Source organism: Mesorhizobium sp. M0496 (genome assembly GCF_040321205.1).
Classification (GTDB): Bacteria; Pseudomonadota; Alphaproteobacteria; order Rhizobiales; family Rhizobiaceae; genus Mesorhizobium.
Map to the genome: position 1 here is coordinate 1 of NZ_JAMYRC010000059.1, position 17819 is coordinate 17819.

17 protein-coding genes are annotated in these 17819 nt (G+C 63.6%); 10 read left to right on the plus strand and 7 right to left on the minus strand.

Going from position 1 to position 17819, the window contains the following annotated elements:
• Together NKI73_RS30460 and NKI73_RS30465 are read right to left on the minus strand one after the other, a co-directional pair.
• On the minus strand, nt 1-3158 hold a 3158-nt coding region (locus tag NKI73_RS30460), incomplete at its 3' end, for a DUF7929 domain-containing protein (RefSeq protein ID WP_352635393.1).
• A gap of 10 nt (nt 3159-3168) precedes the next feature.
• Complete coding sequence (locus NKI73_RS30465) at nt 3169-5130, minus strand: NHL repeat-containing protein (RefSeq protein ID WP_352635395.1); 1962 nt, start codon at nt 5128-5130, stop codon at nt 3169-3171.
• A gap of 490 nt (nt 5131-5620) precedes the next feature.
• On the opposite strand from NKI73_RS30465, the gene dnaK reads away from it, so the two are divergent.
• From dnaK to NKI73_RS30515, 10 genes are all read left to right on the plus strand, one after another.
• A complete protein-coding gene (gene dnaK / locus NKI73_RS30470) occupies nt 5621-7537 on the plus strand; it encodes a molecular chaperone DnaK (protein ID WP_109667494.1) in 1917 nt (638 codons plus the stop codon).
• Nucleotides 7538-7750: 213 nt separating this feature from the next.
• Complete coding sequence (dnaJ, locus tag NKI73_RS30475) at nt 7751-8881, plus strand: molecular chaperone DnaJ (protein WP_352635397.1); 1131 nt, start codon at nt 7751-7753, stop codon at nt 8879-8881.
• 169 nt (nt 8882-9050) lie between these two features.
• Nucleotides 9051-9653 (plus strand): phospholipid N-methyltransferase PmtA, encoded by a 603-nt coding sequence (pmtA, locus tag NKI73_RS30480; protein WP_352635399.1) that lies wholly within the window; start codon nt 9051-9053, stop codon nt 9651-9653.
• A gap of 58 nt (nt 9654-9711) precedes the next feature.
• The gene (locus tag NKI73_RS30485) at nt 9712-9969 is read left to right on the plus strand and encodes a DUF7683 domain-containing protein (protein WP_352635401.1); all 258 of its coding nucleotides are present in this window, start codon (nt 9712-9714) and stop codon (nt 9967-9969) included.
• 45 nt (nt 9970-10014) lie between these two features.
• Nucleotides 10015-10611: an NADPH-dependent FMN reductase gene (locus NKI73_RS30490; protein WP_352635403.1), complete on the plus strand. Its 597-nt coding sequence runs from the start codon at nt 10015-10017 to the stop codon at nt 10609-10611.
• Entirely contained in the window at nt 10608-11321 is a 714-nt protein-coding gene (gene pyrF / locus NKI73_RS30495) for an orotidine-5'-phosphate decarboxylase (RefSeq protein WP_352635404.1), read from the plus strand. The genes NKI73_RS30490 and pyrF overlap by 4 nt, the downstream gene beginning before the upstream one ends.
• 29 nt (nt 11322-11350) lie before the next feature.
• Nucleotides 11351-11638 (plus strand): DUF1330 domain-containing protein, encoded by a 288-nt coding sequence (locus NKI73_RS30500; protein WP_352635406.1) that lies wholly within the window; start codon nt 11351-11353, stop codon nt 11636-11638.
• Nucleotides 11639-11933: 295 nt separating this feature from the next.
• On the plus strand, nt 11934-12254 hold the full coding sequence (locus tag NKI73_RS30505) for an ArsR/SmtB family transcription factor (RefSeq protein ID WP_352608663.1): 321 nt from the start codon (nt 11934-11936) through the stop codon (nt 12252-12254).
• Entirely contained in the window at nt 12251-12718 is a 468-nt protein-coding gene (locus tag NKI73_RS30510) for an SRPBCC family protein (protein WP_352635408.1), read from the plus strand. The genes NKI73_RS30505 and NKI73_RS30510 overlap by 4 nt, the downstream gene beginning before the upstream one ends.
• 40 nt (nt 12719-12758) lie before the next feature.
• Nucleotides 12759-13169: a GFA family protein gene (locus tag NKI73_RS30515; protein WP_352635410.1), complete on the plus strand. Its 411-nt coding sequence runs from the start codon at nt 12759-12761 to the stop codon at nt 13167-13169.
• Between the two features lie 116 nt (nt 13170-13285).
• On the opposite strand, the gene NKI73_RS30520 is transcribed toward NKI73_RS30515, so the two are convergent.
• From NKI73_RS30520 to NKI73_RS30540, 5 genes are all read right to left on the minus strand, one after another.
• Complete coding sequence (locus NKI73_RS30520) at nt 13286-14359, minus strand: D-alanine--D-alanine ligase family protein (RefSeq protein WP_352635412.1); 1074 nt, start codon at nt 14357-14359, stop codon at nt 13286-13288.
• A 123-nt stretch (nt 14360-14482) separates the two neighbouring features.
• Nucleotides 14483-15364: an SMP-30/gluconolactonase/LRE family protein gene (locus NKI73_RS30525; RefSeq protein ID WP_352635414.1), complete on the minus strand. Its 882-nt coding sequence runs from the start codon at nt 15362-15364 to the stop codon at nt 14483-14485.
• Entirely contained in the window at nt 15364-16005 is a 642-nt protein-coding gene (locus NKI73_RS30530; protein ID WP_352635416.1) for a 2-dehydro-3-deoxy-6-phosphogalactonate aldolase, read from the minus strand. The genes NKI73_RS30525 and NKI73_RS30530 overlap by 1 nt, the downstream gene beginning before the upstream one ends.
• Nucleotides 16002-16961 carry a 2-dehydro-3-deoxygalactonokinase gene (locus NKI73_RS30535; protein ID WP_352635418.1) on the minus strand — a complete coding sequence of 320 codons (960 nt, stop codon included), beginning with the start codon at nt 16959-16961 and terminating at the stop codon, nt 16002-16004. The genes NKI73_RS30530 and NKI73_RS30535 overlap by 4 nt, the downstream gene beginning before the upstream one ends.
• Nucleotides 16958-17725 (minus strand): SDR family NAD(P)-dependent oxidoreductase, encoded by a 768-nt coding sequence (locus tag NKI73_RS30540; RefSeq protein WP_352635419.1) that lies wholly within the window; start codon nt 17723-17725, stop codon nt 16958-16960. The genes NKI73_RS30535 and NKI73_RS30540 overlap by 4 nt, the downstream gene beginning before the upstream one ends.
• Between the last annotated feature and the right edge of the window lie 94 nt (nt 17726-17819).

Genomic DNA, 17819 nt, shown 5'->3' on the forward strand with positions numbered 1-17819 from the left:
GCGCCATTGCGCACCTCGGTCCCTCTCGGGCAGACACAATCGCCGTCCGAATTGTGGACCTGGCCCCGGATGGTGCACTGCTCGGGCCTGTCGGTCCTGACGCATTTGCCGTTCTCAAGCCCGGTTCCGCGTGGGCAGACGCAGCGTCCGTCCTCGGTGCGTATCTGGCCTTCGAGCAGCACGCAGCGCTTCGGCTCTTCCGGTTTCGGCACGATACCACCGCCCGGCGAGCACTGGCCGTTGCGGAAGGTTGTGCCGGGCGGGCAGACGCAGCGGCCGGCGTCGTTCAGGACGAAGCCTGCCGAGCATTCCTTCTTCGTCTCCTGACTGATGGTGAAGGGATGGCAGGCATAGGCTTTGCCGCGATCGCCCTGGGTGTTGGCCTGATCGCCGGAGAGCACGTCGCCGCCTTGCACCCGTGTGTCGGGAGACAGGACGCCGACGCAGTTCTGGCCGCTGACGTTGCCTTGCAGATTGGCCAGGCGGCCGTCGTCGGGAATGACCACGGTGACATGGTGCACCTGGCTTTCGCCTGCGCCGAGCGTCAGGCTGGCAATGCAGGACAGCGGCAAGGTTGCCGGCTCCGGCGAGCAGCCGAAGGGCGGATCGATCGAGGTGATCTCAACGCCTTCCAGCCTGCCGAGACCCTCCACACCGATCGCATCACCGATGCGGACCGACCCGGAGAAGGGGCTTGTGCCGTCGTTCGTGATGGTGATCTCGAACGAGCAGGGTTGGCCGAGCTTGCATTCGCGGTCGCCGGTCTTCTCGACACGGATGGTCGAGGTGCCGCCGCCCTTGGCGCAGGCCTGGCCGATCGGATAGACGATGTCGTCGCCGGGGGCCGGACCATACGAACCGCGCGCGCAGTTCTCGAACTCGCCGTTTGCCGAAACCGTCACGTCGAAGTGGCGGCTGGTTCCAGGCGTCATCACAGCACCGGGAATTTGGCACGACAGCGCATTGGCCGGAACCGGTCCGCATGCCCATTCCGCGCCGTCAGGAGTGACGGACTGGATCTGGACGGGCGCGCCGCCAGCCAGCAGCGTGGCGGCATCGTTGACCCGCACCGGACCGGTGGGGGCAGCGGTGCCAAGGCTGATGACGGTGATGCGGCAAGAGATGACCGCGGCACCGGCGAGCGAGCCGTTGCACACCTTGGTGATGCGCAGGGTCGGCTTGCCGCCATTGGGATGACGGAAACGTTCCTTGGCGCAGGCCTTGTTGTTGGTGAGGTCGACCTCACCGGGGATGGCCTTCACCAACGCGCAATTCTCCACCGAGTCCGACTGGTAGCCGGCCGGCATGACCGCCTTGACGACGATCGGTGTCGAGGCGCCCGGAGGCAGCGAGATGCCCGCATTGTCGCAGCGGAACTGGCCGGGGCCATTCGGTCCGCATGTCCAGGGCGGGCTCGGGCCGAAGGTCGAGGAGGACGGCGCGCCGCCCGGATAGCTGTCGATCACCGTCAACGGCCCGTTATAGGTTGATGTGCCGTTGTTGATGATGTCGATCACGAAGTAGCAGATGCCGTCGACCGTGCAGACCGGGATGCGGGCACGCTTCTTCAGGATCAGGTCGACCTTCTTTTCGACCGGCGGCTGGCAGTCGCGGTCACGGTCACCACGCCGGCAGATCGGGATCGAGGCACAGCCGCGATCGTTCGACTGGCTGCCGAAAAGCGGCTTGCCGCTGGCCCCATAGTTGTAGGTGGCGCAGTTGCGCAAGACGCTGCCTTGCCAGCCCCCGGCCGGCTTGAAGCCGAGCTTGAGGTCGACGGAGGCCCCCGGATTGAGCGTGGTCACCGGATAGGTGCACGTCATCGGGGTGATGCCGGGCACGCAGGCCCAGGGCGGATTGGGCCCTGAATCGAGCGTCGAGCCGGCCGGCAGCGTCACCTCGTCGAGCACGATCTTGCCGTGATAGGCACCGGTGCCGACATTGGTGACCCTGATGGTGAAGTCGCAGCCGCCACCCATCGTGCAACGCGTCACGTCGGCGCGTTTCTCGACCTTGAGGTCCGGCTCCTTGTCCTTGGGCGTGCACCTCTGGTCACGCGGGATGACGATGTCGATCGTCTGCGTGCAGCACAGGCCCCAGCCTTCCTTCGGACCGGCATAGGTCTCGATGCCGGTGACCGTAAGGTGGATGACGTCGCCGGGCGAGGCGCCGACGATCTTCCAATTGAGCACACCGCCGCCCGCCGGCACCAGTTGGGTGTCGGGGATGATGGTGATGCCGGGTGTGGTTGTCGACACCTGCACCCACTTGCCGCTCATCTCCGCGCCGACCGGCATGTGGTAGATGAAGGCGCCGCCGCCGGGCACGCAATCGACCGTGCCGCGCTCTACCTTGAAGCATTCCTTGCCTGGAGGTGGCGGTGGCGGGTTGCACTTGGTGACGTCGATCTTGATCGAGGTCTTCACGCCGGTCTTGAAGTCGCCGTCGTCGGGCTTGCCCGGATCCTGCGACGGGATGATGGTCCCGGTGCCCGGTCCGGCGGTCACCTTGATCATGCCTTGGTTGTCGACGATCGCCGGCGCCGGAAATGCCGCATGATCGATCTTGGCCGTGATCTTGAAGTTGATGACGCGCTCGTTGGGAGCGCCGACGCCGTCGAGATCGGACGTGGAGATGCGGAAGTCTGAAACGACAGCCGTGTCGTTCGGATTTGCCGACGTGCTGATCGTCGCTCCCGGCAGCGGTCCGCCGGACGAATCCGTGCCGTCGCCGGACACATTGACGTTGACGATCTCAAGGCCGTGCGGAAGCTGGTCTCTGAAGTCGACCCTGACCTTCTTCAGCCTGGCCTCGAGGCTCGGGTCGGCAAGACCCTGCGGATCGCCGCGCAGGCCGAAGCTTAGTGAATAGACGACGTAGTCGCAGCCTCGTTGCGTGCCTTTCTTGGTGAAGAACGGCACGACCCGGTCGGGCCTCGGGGTGATGACGCGCGAACTGTCGAGATCGAGCTTCAGCTCCGGGGTGATCGGGGCAGCGTCCTCCGCAAAGCCTTGCACCGGGGTTAGCATGGCGACCGCGACACCGGCCGCCATCAGCCAGCGCGCGCCGCGCCTGGCGTATGACAGGGGTTTCATGATCGTCTCCATGACGGTTGTTTGAGTGTTCGTTTCGAACGGGGAGAGTGCGAGATTTTTCATCTTCCCCTCCTCAACGTTCGCAGCTGACGGCTGGGGTTCTGAGCGGCAAAGTCATCTTGCAGCAAGGGTAGTAGCCACCCTTGTCCTTGTCGGACTTCCTGTAGAAACAGAGCCCGACATCGACTGTGTCGCCCGGATAGTGGCCGGTGATGTCGATCGTGTAGGGCTTGCCGGGCGCATGCGACTGCCGGGTAGTTACCCCGACACCTGGTGTCCTGGATTGGGCCTTGATCGAATCGCCGCCGAAGCCGGCATGGTCATGGAGATAGAGATCGGCCTCGAGGCCGGAGGGCGTGCAGTAGTACTGGACGTCGTCGACATCGAGACAGGGAGGCAGATTGCCGGGTGGTGGGAAGTCCGGCGGGTAGAAGGGGGGCAGATAGCCGCCCGGGATTTCTTCATAATAGCCGGCGCGGCCTTCACAAGGATGCCAGACGGCGACGTCGCCGACATGGCCCTCGACCTCCGGGTCTTCGAAATAGCTGTCGAAGTCTACGAACCAGGAGCCGAAGGGCGGCACGTTGGCCGGCTTGACCAGCTCTTTCGGCGTGATCTGCACGCCATGCACGGCGAGTGGCCCGCCAACGGCGAGCTGTTCGGCGAGAGCCGGATTGTCGCGCAATTTGTCGCCGGTGTTGACCAGCGTCTGCGTGCAGACCGAGGTGTCGAGATTGCCGTCGGCATCATAACCATATTGCAGGTCGAGACCGCCGGCCGACTGCCTGTTGCCCTGCGGGAAGCCGACGGCATATTCCTGCGGCACTTCGACCCAGACCGATTCCGTTTCCGGATCGTCCGGGTTCTCTCTGAAATAGCGGATGACCTCGCCCTTGCCGGAATCGGCGAACTGGCTGTAGTCGTAGCGGTTTTCGACCGGGCCGCGCTGGGCCAGGTACATGAAGCCGCTGTTGTCGAAGGCGATATCGGTGACGGCGTAGTCCTTGTCGGCCTTGACCGTCAGCTCCCAGCGCGGATCGCCGGCAAAGGTGCCGTCGCGGGCAATGCCCACCGACCAGATTTCCGACTGTTCGCCGACCGAATAGTAAAGCCGGCCGCCATGATAGGACACAGCCCAGATGCGGCGCTCGTCCTGCGTATAGCCCCAGCTGTCGGGGTCTTCGCTATCGAAAGCCGCGCCCTGTATGTCCATCACCGAACCATCGTCGGCGACGGGAGCCAGCCCATGCGCCGGGCGCCCGGCAACGCCATGGTCGAAGCTGTCTATCAGCGCGCCGGTGGCGTCGATGCGATGGATCAGGCCGGTGTCGAGGTCGGAAGCAAAGAACTGGCGGTGAGCGGCGTCGAAGGTGAGGTTGCCGATGCCGGGACCGCTGTTGGTGTCGATGTCTGCAAACTTGGAGACCTGGCCGGTAATGCCGTCGATCTTCCAGATGGTGCCCGGCCCGCCACCGTTTTCGGTGCCGAACTGGCCATCCATGAAGGTGGCGCCGGCCGCGCCACGGCGCTGCCGCTCCGGCCTGCCATCATCGTCCGTATCAGGCGTGACGATGCGGATGCCGTGCAGCGAGGTGGCCCCGGCATAGAGATTTGGAATGCCTGATGGAACGCCATCGCGCACGCCGTCGTCATAGGTGACGCCGAAGACCTGGCCGATCTGCTCTGCCGTCACCTCGAAAGGCGGCGGCGTGTTGACGAGCTGGCCGGAGGCTGGCCCGCCCAAATGCGAGACGTCGAACACACGCAAGGTGGCATGCGTGGCGTCGATGAAGGTTTCGTCGACCGGATCGACGCCGGGCGGCAGGCCCTCGTCGAAATTGGGAATGTTGGTGCCGGAAAATCCGGTCACCGCCATGGAACCGGGATAGATGATCTGGGTTTCCTGCGCCTGCGCGGCGCTGCCCAGCCACAGGCTGGCGCTGAGCGCCAGCGCCAGCAATGCGCCGCCGACATGTGCGGCACGATGCAAATGTCCATCAAGAGACGACACGAACGAGCCGCGGATGCGAGACATGACATTCCCCCCGAAGTCGACGGGAGAAATGGCCGGTCTGGCCGCGCAAATCAGGGCAAGGCGCGGCGGTCCGGCTCGTTCTTCCCCGATCGAATTGTCTGCTTTCCTCATTGTCACGATACGCCTGCTCTTACGCAGGGTCAACGGAATCAATGGAAAGCCCAGCGCATCGACTCCGTCCCGAAGGCGGTGGTCGCGCCGAGCTCCTGTTGTTCCCGGAGACCGCAGAGCCTCTGGGTTATTGGTCATGGGGGGCTTCCTTTCCGGGCCGCACCATGCGGCACCTGGAGATCAGTCGCAGGCGGAAGTGGAAAGGTTCATGGAAGCCTTGCGCAGAATGCTTGCGCGCGATGCAGCCTGTTCTTATATACGCGCCAAGCCGTTCGGCGCCGGAATGCCGGTTGCCGGAACGGGATTTCTTGTGAACAGGGGCTTTCGTAGGAATGCCTGTACGGGTCCTGAGAGCCTGCTTAGCGGAGAGACTAGAAAAATGGCAAAAGTAATCGGTATCGATCTCGGCACCACCAACTCCTGTATCGCCATCATGGATGGCAAGGAGCCGAAGGTAATCGAGAATGCGGAAGGCGCGCGCACGACGCCTTCCATCGTCGCCATCAGCGGTGACGACGAACGTCTCGTCGGCCAGCCGGCCAAGCGCCAGGCGGTCACCAATCCTGAAAACACCATCTTCGCGGTCAAGCGCCTGATCGGCCGCCGCTATGACGATCCGGTGACGGAGAAGGACAAGAAGCTTGTCCCCTACAAGATCGTCAAGGGCGACAATGGCGATGCCTGGGTCGAGGCCGGCGGCAGGAAGCAGTCGCCCTCGCAGATTTCGGCCATGATCCTGCAGAAGATGAAGGAAACGGCGGAAGCCTATCTCGGCGAGAAGGTCGAGAAGGCAGTTATCACCGTTCCGGCCTATTTCAACGACGCCCAGCGCCAGGCAACCAAGGATGCCGGCAAGATTGCCGGCCTCGAAGTGCTGCGCATCATCAATGAGCCGACGGCTGCGGCGCTTGCCTATGGCCTCGACAAGAAGGAAGGCAAGACCATTGCCGTCTATGACCTTGGCGGCGGCACGTTCGATATTTCGGTGCTCGAAATCGGCGACGGCGTGTTCGAGGTCAAGTCGACCAATGGCGACACCTTCCTCGGCGGCGAGGATTTCGACATGCGCCTGGTCGAGTACCTAGCGGCCGAGTTCAAGAAGGAACAAGGCATCGACCTGAAGAACGACAAGCTCGCCCTGCAGCGCCTCAAGGAGGCGGCTGAAAAGGCCAAGATCGAGCTGTCGTCGACCACGCAGACCGAAATCAACCTGCCCTTCATCACCGCCGACGCGACCGGCCCGAAGCACCTGACGCTGAAGCTGACGCGCGCCAAGTTCGAGCAGCTGGTCGATGACCTGGTCCAGCGCACGATTGCCCCTTGCAAGGCGGCGCTCAAGGATGCCGGCCTGAAAGCCGGCGAGATCGACGAGGTCGTTCTGGTCGGCGGCATGACCCGCATGCCCAAGATCCAGGAGATCGTGAAGCAGTTCTTCGGCAAGGAGCCGCACAAGGGCGTCAATCCGGATGAGGTCGTCGCTCTCGGCGCCGCCATCCAGGCCGGTGTGCTGCAGGGCGACGTCAAGGACGTGCTTTTGCTCGACGTGACGCCACTGTCGCTCGGCATCGAGACGCTAGGTGGCGTGTTTACCCGCCTGATCGAGCGCAACACGACCATCCCGACCAAGAAGAGCCAGGTGTTCTCGACGGCCGAGGACAGTCAGTCGGCCGTGACCATCCGCGTCTTCCAGGGTGAGCGCGAAATGGCCGCCGACAACAAGGCGCTCGGCCAGTTCGACCTGGTCGGCATCCCGCCGGCGCCGCGGGGTGTGCCGCAGATCGAGGTCACCTTCGACATCGACGCCAACGGCATCGTCAACGTTTCGGCCAAGGACAAGGGCACGGGCAAGGAGCACCAGATCCGCATCCAGGCATCGGGTGGCCTTTCGGACGCCGACATCGAGAAGATGGTCAAGGACGCCGAAGCCAATGCCGAGACCGACAAGAAGCGGCGTGCGCTGGTCGAGGCCCGCAACCAGGCCGAAGCGCTGCTGCATTCCTCGGAGAAGTCGCTGAAGGAATATGGCGACAAGGTTTCGGAAACCGAGCGCACGGCGATCTCCGATGCGATCGCGGCGCTGAAGACCGCAACCGAGGGCGATGACGCGGCCGACATCGAGGCCAAGTCGCAGGCGCTTGCCGAGGCTTCGATGAAGCTTGGCCAGGCCATGTACGAGGCTTCGCAGAAGGAAGCGGCGGAAGCCGACGCCAAGGCGGACGCCGCCAAGGACAGTGACGTCGTCGACGCCGATTTCGAGGAAATCGACGAGGATGACGACAAGAAGAAGTCGGCCTGAACCGTTTGACGGCAAGATAGTGCGAAAAGCCCGGCGCAGAGCCGGGCTTTTTTGCAACCCTTTGCGGAAAAACAGCGGACCACGCCGAAAAAATGCGGGCAAAGCCGCGTCGACACTGGCATCGCGGTTCCATCGCACCTAAATCGAAGCGTCAGTGCCGGCAAGAGACGCAACAATGCTTGAAGACGTTGAGCATCCGGACAGCGGGAAAAAATGAAAGCTGATTTCTACGAGACGCTGGGCGTCCAAAAAGGTGCCGATGAGAAGGAGCTCAAGAGCGCTTTCCGCAAGCTCGCCATGCAGTTCCATCCCGACCGCAACCCCGGCGATCATTCCTGCGAGCACAAGTTCAAGGAAATCAACGAAGCCTACGAGACGCTGAAGGACCCGCAGAAGCGTGCGGCCTATGACCGCTTCGGCCACGCCGCCTTCGAACAGGGCGGCATGAATGGCGGCGCGCAAGGCTTTGGCGCCGGCGGCTTCGCCGATATCTTCGAGGATATTTTCGGCGACATGATGGGCGGGCGCCAGCGCCGCTCGTCGGGCGGCCGCGAACGCGGCGCCGACCTGCGCTATAATATGGAAATCTCGCTGGAAGAGGCTTTTGCCGGCAAGACCGCGCAGATCCGCGTGCCAGCGTCGATCTCCTGCTCGGAATGCTCGGGCAGCGGCGCCAAGCCCGGCACCCAGCCCGTCACCTGCTCGATGTGCAACGGCCACGGCAAGGTGCGCGCCACGCAAGGCTTCTTCTCGATCGAACGCACCTGCCCGCAATGCCAGGGGCGCGGCCAGACGATCAAGGACCCATGTCCGAAATGCGCCGGTCAGGGCCGCGTCACCGAGGAGCGTTCGCTGTCGGTCAACATCCCGGCCGGCATCGAGGACGGCACCCGCATCCGCCTTGCCAATGAAGGCGAGGCCGGCCTGCGTGGCGGGCCGTCGGGCGACCTCTATATTTTCCTGGCGGTCAAGCCGCACGAGTTCTTCCAGCGCGACGGCGCCGATCTCTATTGCAAGGTGCCTATCTCGATGACGACGGCCGCCCTTGGCGGTTCCTTCGAGGTGACGACGCTGGATGGCACGCAGACCAAGGTGAAAGTGCCGGAAGGCACCCAGAACGGGCGTCAGTTCCGCCTCAAGGGCAAGGGCATGCCGGTGCTGCGTCAGCCCAATATCGGCGACCTCTATATCCAGACCGCGGTCGAGACGCCGCAGAACCTGACCCGCCGCCAGCGCGAGCTGCTGGAGGAGTTCGAACAGCTCTCCTCGCAGGACAATTCGCCCCAATCGAGCGGCTTTTTCACCCGCATGAAGGATTTTTTCGAGTCCTTCGGCGAGCGTTGATGCACGTTGGCCAGCAGCGGAAACCGGTTTGGGCCGCGAAAACCGTGACCCACACCATGGCTTGAGACGCGACGAAAATTATCTTATCCACGACATGCGCCTGGCCGCGCCTTGCCTTGCGCCGCTCAAGTGTTAAGTAACTTGAAGGGGAGCGCTGAGGAGAACTTGCATGACACGTCCCGGACTGCGCAAGGCGCTTGCCGAAAAGTTCGACGACGAGCTCAAATTCTTCAAGGGCTGGATCGACAAGCCGAAGACGGTGGGCTCGATCGTGCCGACCAGTTCGATCACCGCGCGCAAGATGGCCTCGATCGTCAACCCGAAATCCGGCCTGCCGGTGCTTGAGGTCGGTCCCGGCACCGGCGTCATCACCCGCGCCATCCTGGCCCAGGGCGTGCCGCCCGAAAATCTCTACGCGGTCGAATATTCCACGGATTTCGTGCACCACCTGCGGCGCCTCTATCCCGGCGTCAACGTCATCGAGGGCGATGCCTTCAACCTCAACGTCACGCTTGGCGAGAAGAGCGGGATGATCTTCGATTCCGTCGTTTCCGGCGTGCCGCTGCTCAACTTTCCGGTCGCCCAGCGCATCGCCTATATCGAGAGCCTGCTCGACCGCATCCCGGCCGGACGGCCGATCGTGCAGTTGACCTATGGCCCGATGTCGCCGATCCCGGCCGGCCGCGGCGACTACAGCGTCGAGCATTTCCATTTCGTCATCCGCAACATCCCACCGACGCAGCTGTGGATTTACCGGCGCGGAGCCCATTAGGGTTCAAATCCTTGTCGCTCTGGGTGACCTAGTTCGTCCGCCGCTGAGAGAGAACAAGATGTGGGTGATCTGGAATGGCGCAACGGTGACATGGGAGCTGGAGTGGTTCGACAAGAAAGATGAAAAGCTGGCAGGCCGCATCTTCCTGAACGACTTCAGTGAAGAAGACATGCGTCCGGTTCTGCTTGTTGATGATCCGTCTCTTTGCGGAGGCTACTACCCGATAGATGAGGCCCGCTCAGCACGCCCCCCAAACGCAAAGTCGAATGAAGGGCCGATTGAGCCGCCAGTTTCGATTTTGGGGCCGATGCGTTGATTTGAGCCGTCCTTGGCTGTACCTGTCCGGGAACAAGGGTGGCCAATGGCAGTAATCCCGAAAATCCTCGTCTTCGCCGGCTCGGTGCGCAGCGGCGCCTACAGCGGCAGGACAGCCGACGTGGCGCAAAAGGAACTCGCCATGCAAGGCGCCGAGGTGACCCGCATCTCGCTCGCAGACTATTCCTTGCCGATCCTCGACGAGGATCTGGAAAAGGAAAAGGGCGTTCCCGAAAACGCCCTGAAACTCGGCCGACTGGTGATCGCCCATGACGGGCTGCTGATCGCCACGCCCGAATATAACGGCTCCATCCCACCGCTGCTCAAGAACACGATCGACTGGGTGAGCCGGGTGCGCAGGGATGGTGGCCGATCAGTCCGGCCGCTGGCCGGCAAGGTCGCCGGCCTCTGCTCGTCCTCCAGCGGCCACTTTGCCGGCATCCGCTGCATCAACCATCTGCGCGCCGTTCTGGTGCGCTGCCAGATGGAGGTGGTGACGCCGGAATGCTCGGTGCCGGAGGGCGGCGACGCCTTCGATGAGGATGGCCATTTCCGTGACGACAGACTGTACAAATCGATGGAGCACCTATGCCGCACGCTGATCGAGACCTCGCGCATGCTGTCCACCCGGATCGAGACATGATTGCCGGCACCATACGCGCCCAATCCATGCAGGAAAGGCTCATCGTCGGCCTCGACCTGCCGACCATTAAGCAAGCCGAGCAGGCGGTGCGGGAACTCGACGGCGTCGTCTCCTTCTACAAGATCGGCTATCAGCTGGCCTTCGCCGGCGGGCTCGACTTCGCCAGGGAACTGGCCAGCGGCGGGACAAAAATCTTTCTCGACATGAAGCTGCTCGACATCGACCACACGGTGGCCAAGGGCGTCGAGAACATCGTCAAGATGGGCATGACCATGCTGACCATCCACGCCTATCCCAAGGCGATGGCTGCGGCGGTGGAAGCAGCGCGCGGCAGCGACCTTTGCCTGCTTGCGGTCAGCGTGCTGACCTCGATGGACGAGCAGGACATGATCGACGTGGGCTACGAGTACGACCCGCATACGCTGGTGCTGCGGCGCTCGGAACAGGCGCTGCATGCGGGCATGGGCGGCATCGTCTGCTCGGCGGCGGAGGCCGAAGCGGTGCGCCGCATCGTCGGACCCGACATGGCAGTGGTGACGCCCGGCATCCGGCCGGCCGGCAGCGACCATGGCGACCAGAAGCGCGTGGTGACGCCGGGCCAGGCAATCCGCAACGGCTCCAGCCACCTCGTCGTCGGCCGGCCTATCGTCGCGGCGGCCAACAAACGAGAAGCGGCCGAAGCCATCCTTGACGAAATGCGCTCGGCATAATTTCCCAAGAAAAAGTTCGGAGACAAGACATGCCCAAGGGATACTGGATCGCCCGTGTCGATGTGCGCGACGTCGAAGGCTACAAGGACTATGTCGCCGCCGCCAAGCCTGCCTTCGAGCGCTTCGGCGCGAAATTCCTGGCGCGCGGCGGCCAGCATGAAAAGGCTGAAGGCCCGGGCCGCGCACGCAATGTCATCATCGAGTTCGAATCGCTCGCCGCCGCGCATGATTGCTACCACTCGCCGGAATACCAGCGCGCCGTCGCCATCCGCCAAAAGGTCGCCGACGGCGAAATCGTGCTGGTCGAGGGCGCCTGAGGTCCACCGAACCATAATTCCGGAAAGTGGTATCCGGTTTTCACCGGAGATCATGCTCAAGACCGGATAGAGCCTGACCGCGCTTCAAGCGAAGCCGCGCAGGCTCACTTCCCGTATCCTCCATGGTGGCCTGCCAGGCAGCAGTTGCCAGCTGCGGAGCCTTGCCGACGCGCGGCTTGTCGAACGACCGACTGTCCCAATAGCCTTCGCTTGAGCAATTGCGATGCGGAGCGAACTGCAGGTTGACATGCAGGTATTTACCTGCATATTATAACCCCACAACAGAGTGAGGACGATGGACGCCGACAAGGTTTTCAAAGCGCTAGGCGACCCGACACGCAGGAGGCTGCTTGACCTTCTGTGTGAGCAGAACGGGCAGACACTCGGTCAGCTTTGCGAACACCTGGACATGGCCAGGCAATCCGCCACCCAGCACCTCGACCTGCTGGAGGCGGCCAATCTGGTGAGCACGGTCAAGCGTGGCCGCGAGAAGCTGCATTTCATCAACCCCGTGCCGCTGCACGAAGTCTACGAGCGCTGGGTGCGGAAATTCGAACGCCAGCGGCTCAGCCTGCTGCACGACCTGAAACAAGAACTCGAAGGAGACGACCAATGACCACCAACGAGACGACCAGTTTTGTCTACGTGACCTATATCCGCTCGACGCCGCAAAAGGTGTTCGAGGCCATAATCAAGCCTGATGTCGCAAGGCGCTACTGGGGCCATGAGAACGTCTCCGACTGGAAGGCGGGTTCGAAATGGGAACACATCCGCGCCAATGACGAACGGACCCTCGAACTCGTCGGCAAGGTCGTCGAGATCTCGCCGCCGACCCGTCTCGTCATCACCTGGGCGAACGCTTCGCAGGCCGACGATCCGTCGAAGTACAGCCGGGTAACGTTCGGCATCGAGGAATACGACACCATGGTGCGGCTGACCGTCACCCATGACGAACTCGAAGCCGGCAGCGGCATGGCGAAAGGCATCAGCCAGGGATGGCCAGCGGTGCTGTCCAGCCTGAAATCTTTCCTCGAAACCGGCAGCGGCATCGATATTTCCGCCAAGCCGAAATCGGCCTGATGCCGCTCGACAGCAGAACCAAAGCCAGTGGAGAATGACAATGACCAAGCGCTATATCGGCGGCTGTGCATGCGGCGCGATCCGCTATGAGACCAGCGGCGAGCCGATCTTCCAGAATCACTGCCAATGCATAGATTGCCAAAAGCGCTCAGGCACGGGCCACGGATCCTACATGACCTTCGGCCGGCGCGCCGATATGGCAATCACCGGCGAAGCGAGCACCTGGCGGGTGGCGGGCGCCAGCGGCAATGAAAAGATCCACGCCTTCTGCCCAACATGCGGGACACCGGTCTACCTGACATTTGTCGCTATGCCGGAGTTCATAGCGATCAATGCGACCAGCCTCGACGACCCCAGTGTTTTCGAACCGCAGGTGGTCACCTACACGATCCGCAGCCATGACTGGGACAGGATGGATCCGTCTTTGCAGGCGTTCGAGCGAATGCCGTAGGGATAGGTTCCGCCGATCGGGCCGCCTACGCTATTCCGTGAGTTAATAGCTCTCGTGGCGTGGCGAGTGCTCGTCACTGGCGAGCGCTTCCGCTTGGTGGCGTTCGGTTGGGCCGTCTAAACGCAGCGCTGCTGGCCGATCAGCCGGCTTGCCGCGGTTTCGGCCATGGCGTCAACGAGTTCGAGGCCCCATTGCTGGCGGCAATAGGCGCGGAAATCGAAGCAAGGCAGGCCGGGGCAGACCTCGAATTCGATGAGATGGACGGTGTCGTCGGCCTCGACCCTGACATCGATGGAGAATACGTCGCGCAGGCCGAGCCCGCTCATCAGCCGCTCGGCGATCGCGCGAATCCTCGCGTCGGCGACCGACTGGGTGTCGGCAACCGCAACGAGTTCCGGTTCGGCATAATGTCCCGCCGCTTTCGCCGCCTCGCCGGTGTCGCCGTAAAGCGCCAGGCTGTCGGCCATGGTCTGGAAATCGGCGCTCGAATCGACAAAGGCCACGCCAAGCGCTTCGGCCCCGGCGCCCGGCACCAGGCCGAGGAAACTGGCGCGCACGTTGCGGCCGGCGACATAGGGCTGGACCACGACGTCATCGCGATAGGCAGCGAACACACGCCGGCTGAGCTCCAGTGCGTGGCCGAGATCGTGGCAGCGTGAATCCGGCCAGATGCCGATCTTGGCGCCGAGCCGGTTGGGCTTGACGAACCAGCCGGTGGGAGACGCCGGCGGCTCGACCAGCCATTTGCCGTCGCGCGCAAGCCCGGCTTGCGGCACCGGCAGGCCGAGCGCGCCAAGCACGGCGCCAGAGCGGAACTTGTCCTGGCAGAGCGCAAACAGCGCATCGTCGGCGCCGATCGTCTTGAAGCCGCCCAATCTCGCCAAAGCGGGTGCGGCGCCGCCCCGGAAATAGGCGATGCCGTCGGTCAGCGTCCAGACCAGCGTCGTGCCGGGATCCTCGCCGGCTAGCACGCCTGCGGCCTCGTCGAGCGCTACCGGCGCGAAAGACAGGCCGCGTGCTTGGCAGGCGCGGCCGAGTGCTTCGAATTCAGTGGCGAGATCGGTCGACTGCGCCAGATAGGAGGCGATCTCAGCGGCGCGCTCCGGTGCGTGACCATCGGCGACCAGACGATCGAAGCAGGCCTTTTCCGGCTCATGGACGAGGATCAGTCTTGGCTTGCGGCTCGGCATGAAATGAACGCTTCCCGGCGGTGCGATCGCCTACCATCGCACGGTCAAGGCGTCAGGCTCTCGCGAAACCGACACGGCACAGGCGCCTGCACGACAGCACACGGGCCGACCGCAGAATGCAGTTCAGGCGATCAGCACGCGCGGCTCGAAGCGGCCGTTGACGGGGATGTCGAGCAGGAAGGTCATGCCCGCCTGCGGATCGAGCTGGCGCTGCTTCTCGTCCTTGCCCTTCCAGGCGGAAGTCACCGCCAGCCGGTCGGCGTTCTTGCCGACGAAGGCCGGACAGGATGGCTGCGTCACCGGCATCGGGATTTCGCGCAGTAGCGTGCCTTCAGGCGAATAGGCCTTGACCACCTTGCCGCCCCAGACGGCATTCCACAGCACGCCGTCGCGGTCGACCACCGAGCCGTCGACAAAACCCTTGGACGAGCGGTGATCGACGAAGATTTTCGGTTCGCCGATGGGCAGGCCGGTGGTCGGGTCGCAAGCGACGCGCATCAGCAACCCGGTCGAAGTGTCGGTGTAGTAGGCGAGCGCGCCATCTTCCGAAAAGCAGATCGAATTGGAGACGGTGATGTCGGAAAACAGCTTGCGCAGCTCACCCTTGAAAAACCAGTAGATCGAGCCAGCGCCCTTGCTCTCGTCCTTGGCCATCGTGCCGACCCACAAGGCGCCGCAGGGATGGACCCGGGAATCGTTGGAGCGCGTGACCGCATTGTCGGCCTCGACAGGCGTGTGCAGCGTCAGCTTGCCGGTCGCGACATCGCGGACATAAAGGCCGGTCTCGGCGGCGATCAGCTGGCGCTTGTCGTCGATGACGGCGATGGCGCTCGCCATTTGGCCAAGCTCATGGACGGTGGTCGAGCCGCCGGACAGCCGCTTTTCCAGAAGCTGGCTGTTGACGATGTCGAACCAGTAGAGCGTATCGGTGGCGGGATCGTAGCTCGGCCCCTCGCCGAGTTGGCAGACATGATCGGAAAAAACCGAAACGATGGCTTCGCTCATCATGCCTCTCCGCCGAACGTTGCATCCCAGGCTGTCACCGCCGCCTGGGCCCGCCCGGCCACCTCGTCGACGCTCATGCCCGGCTTGAATAGGCTGGAGCCCAGACCAAAGGCGGTCACGCCCGCCGCCTTGTAGCCGGCAAAATCTTTTTCGGAGACGCCGCCGACGGCACCGACCAGTGTTTGCGCCGGCAACACCGCGCGCATCGCGGAAATACCGGCAGCACCCAGCACGCTCGCCGGGAAGAACTTCAGCGCCGAAGCGCCTAGCTTGATCGCCAGGAAAGCCTCGGTCGGCGTGAACACGCCGGGCATGGTGACCATGCCATAGTGCATGGCGCGCGCCATCACCTCGGCATCGATGTTGGGGCTGACCAGCAGCCGCCCGCCGGCCTTGTGCAGGCCATCGACATTGGCCGGCGTCAGCACCGTGCCGGCGCCCACCAGAGCCGTTTTCGGAAGCGCTTCGACGATCCCGGCGATCGAGGAAAATGGCTCCGGTGAATTGAGCGGTACTTCGATCGCCTCGATGCCGGCGTCGAACAATGCTTGGCCGATGGCGACTGCCTCAGTCGGTTTCAGCCCACGTAGGATGGCGACCAAGCCGCGCTTAAGCTTGGGAAAAGGTGCGGTCTGGCTCATGGGGCTGCTCCGGTTTTGGCGATCATGCCGTTTTCGCGCGCAGCCTCGACGAGACCGGCACGCACCGCCTCGTCGGCATCGACAGCCCGCACTGCGAGCCCGGCGAGGCCGAGCGCCTCACTGTAAAGCGTGGCGAGCGCGCCGGATGCCACCAGCACGACGGGCTCCGCGCCGGCGCCATGGCGGCGGCTGGCCGAGGCGATCTCGCCGCCGATCAGGAGGCCGGACAGGCAGGCTGCGGCATCGTCGGCTTTCAGATCCTGAAGCAGGCCGGCGGCGCGAATGGAAAACAGCCGCGAGGTGACATCGCCGCCTTCGGCCAATGCGGTTTCGCACCAGCGGCGGAAGAACGGATTGTCTGCCGTGACGGGCTTCGGATGTTCGCCAAGCGAATGGCGCAGGATCGAGTGCGCGGCAAGCACGGAAAACAGTTCGCCGGTCGGCCAGGTGCCAAAACCGGTGACAGCGCCGTCCTCGACCAGCACCCATTTCGAATGGGTGCCGGGCATACAGACCAGTTGGCACCCCTTGGCCGGCAGGCCGGCACCGGCAAGCTGCGTTTCCTCGCCGCGCATGACGTCTGGCGCATCGGCCAGACGCAGGGCAAGGCCCGGAACGATGCGGATGTCGCGGCTCTGGCCGGGCACCTTGGCAGCGCCGCCGAGAATGGCACTGAGCGGCGCCGGCACCGGCACATACGATGCTTCCAGCCAGCCCTGGCGGGAGCCGGCCATGCCGCAGATGATCACGGGCAGGGCTTCCGATGCTCCCATCGCCGCCAGATGCCCTTCAAGGATGGTCGAAAAGCCCTTTTGCTGGGCGGTGATCAGGCCATCATCGCCGCGGCGTTCGGCAAGCACCTTGCCTTGCCCGTCGATCAGCCAGACCCGCATGCGGGTCGTGCCCCAGTCGACGGCGGCTACCGCCGGTGCGTTGCCGGCAAACCCTGGGCTCACAGGAAACCTCCATCGACGATCAGCATCTGCGCGGTCAGCATGCGCGACGCGTCCGAGGCCAGGAACAGCACCGTGCCGACGATGTCGTCCGGTTGCATCACCTGCTTGATGCACTGCTTGGCAACATGGGCAGCAAGCCCCTGTTCGGTCACCCAGAGCTCCTTCTGCCGCTCGGTGATCACCCAGCCCGGCGCAATGGCGTTGACGCGGATGCCGTCGACGCCGAGCTTGCCGGCCAGCCCCTTGGTGAGGCCGAGAATGCCGGCCTTGGCGGCCGTGTAGGACGGCATGTCGGGATGGTTGATCAGATAGGATGTCGAGGTGAAGTTGATGATCGAGCCGCCGCCGGCACGCTTCATGCCCGGCGCCACCGCTTGCGCGGTGAAGAAATGCGGCCGTAGATTGATGGCCTGATTGTTGTCCCAGAACTCAACCGTCACATCCTCGACGGCGTGGCGTTCGTCCCATGCGGCATTGTTAACCAGCACGGTGACATCGCCATGCGCCTCGGCCGCCCTGGCTGCCGACGCCCGCAAGGCCTCGACGTCGCGCAAATCGGTCTTGAGGTACAGCGGCCGCCGTCCGAACTCCTTCTCGATGCGGTCGGCAAGTATCATGCTTGGACCATCGGCGATATCGATGAAGGCGACATTGGCGCCCTGGCGCACAAACCCCTCGGTCAGTGCCGCGCCAATTCCCGAGCCGCCGCCGGTGATCAGCACCGAAGCGCCTTCGAGGTCGGCAAAATTCGCCGATGGCATCATATCTTTTCTCTCCGAGCGCATGACCCCGAAAATCGGATCGATTTTTGGAAAGGGATCATGCGCAAATATAAAATGCTATAACGTCCTTTGCGCG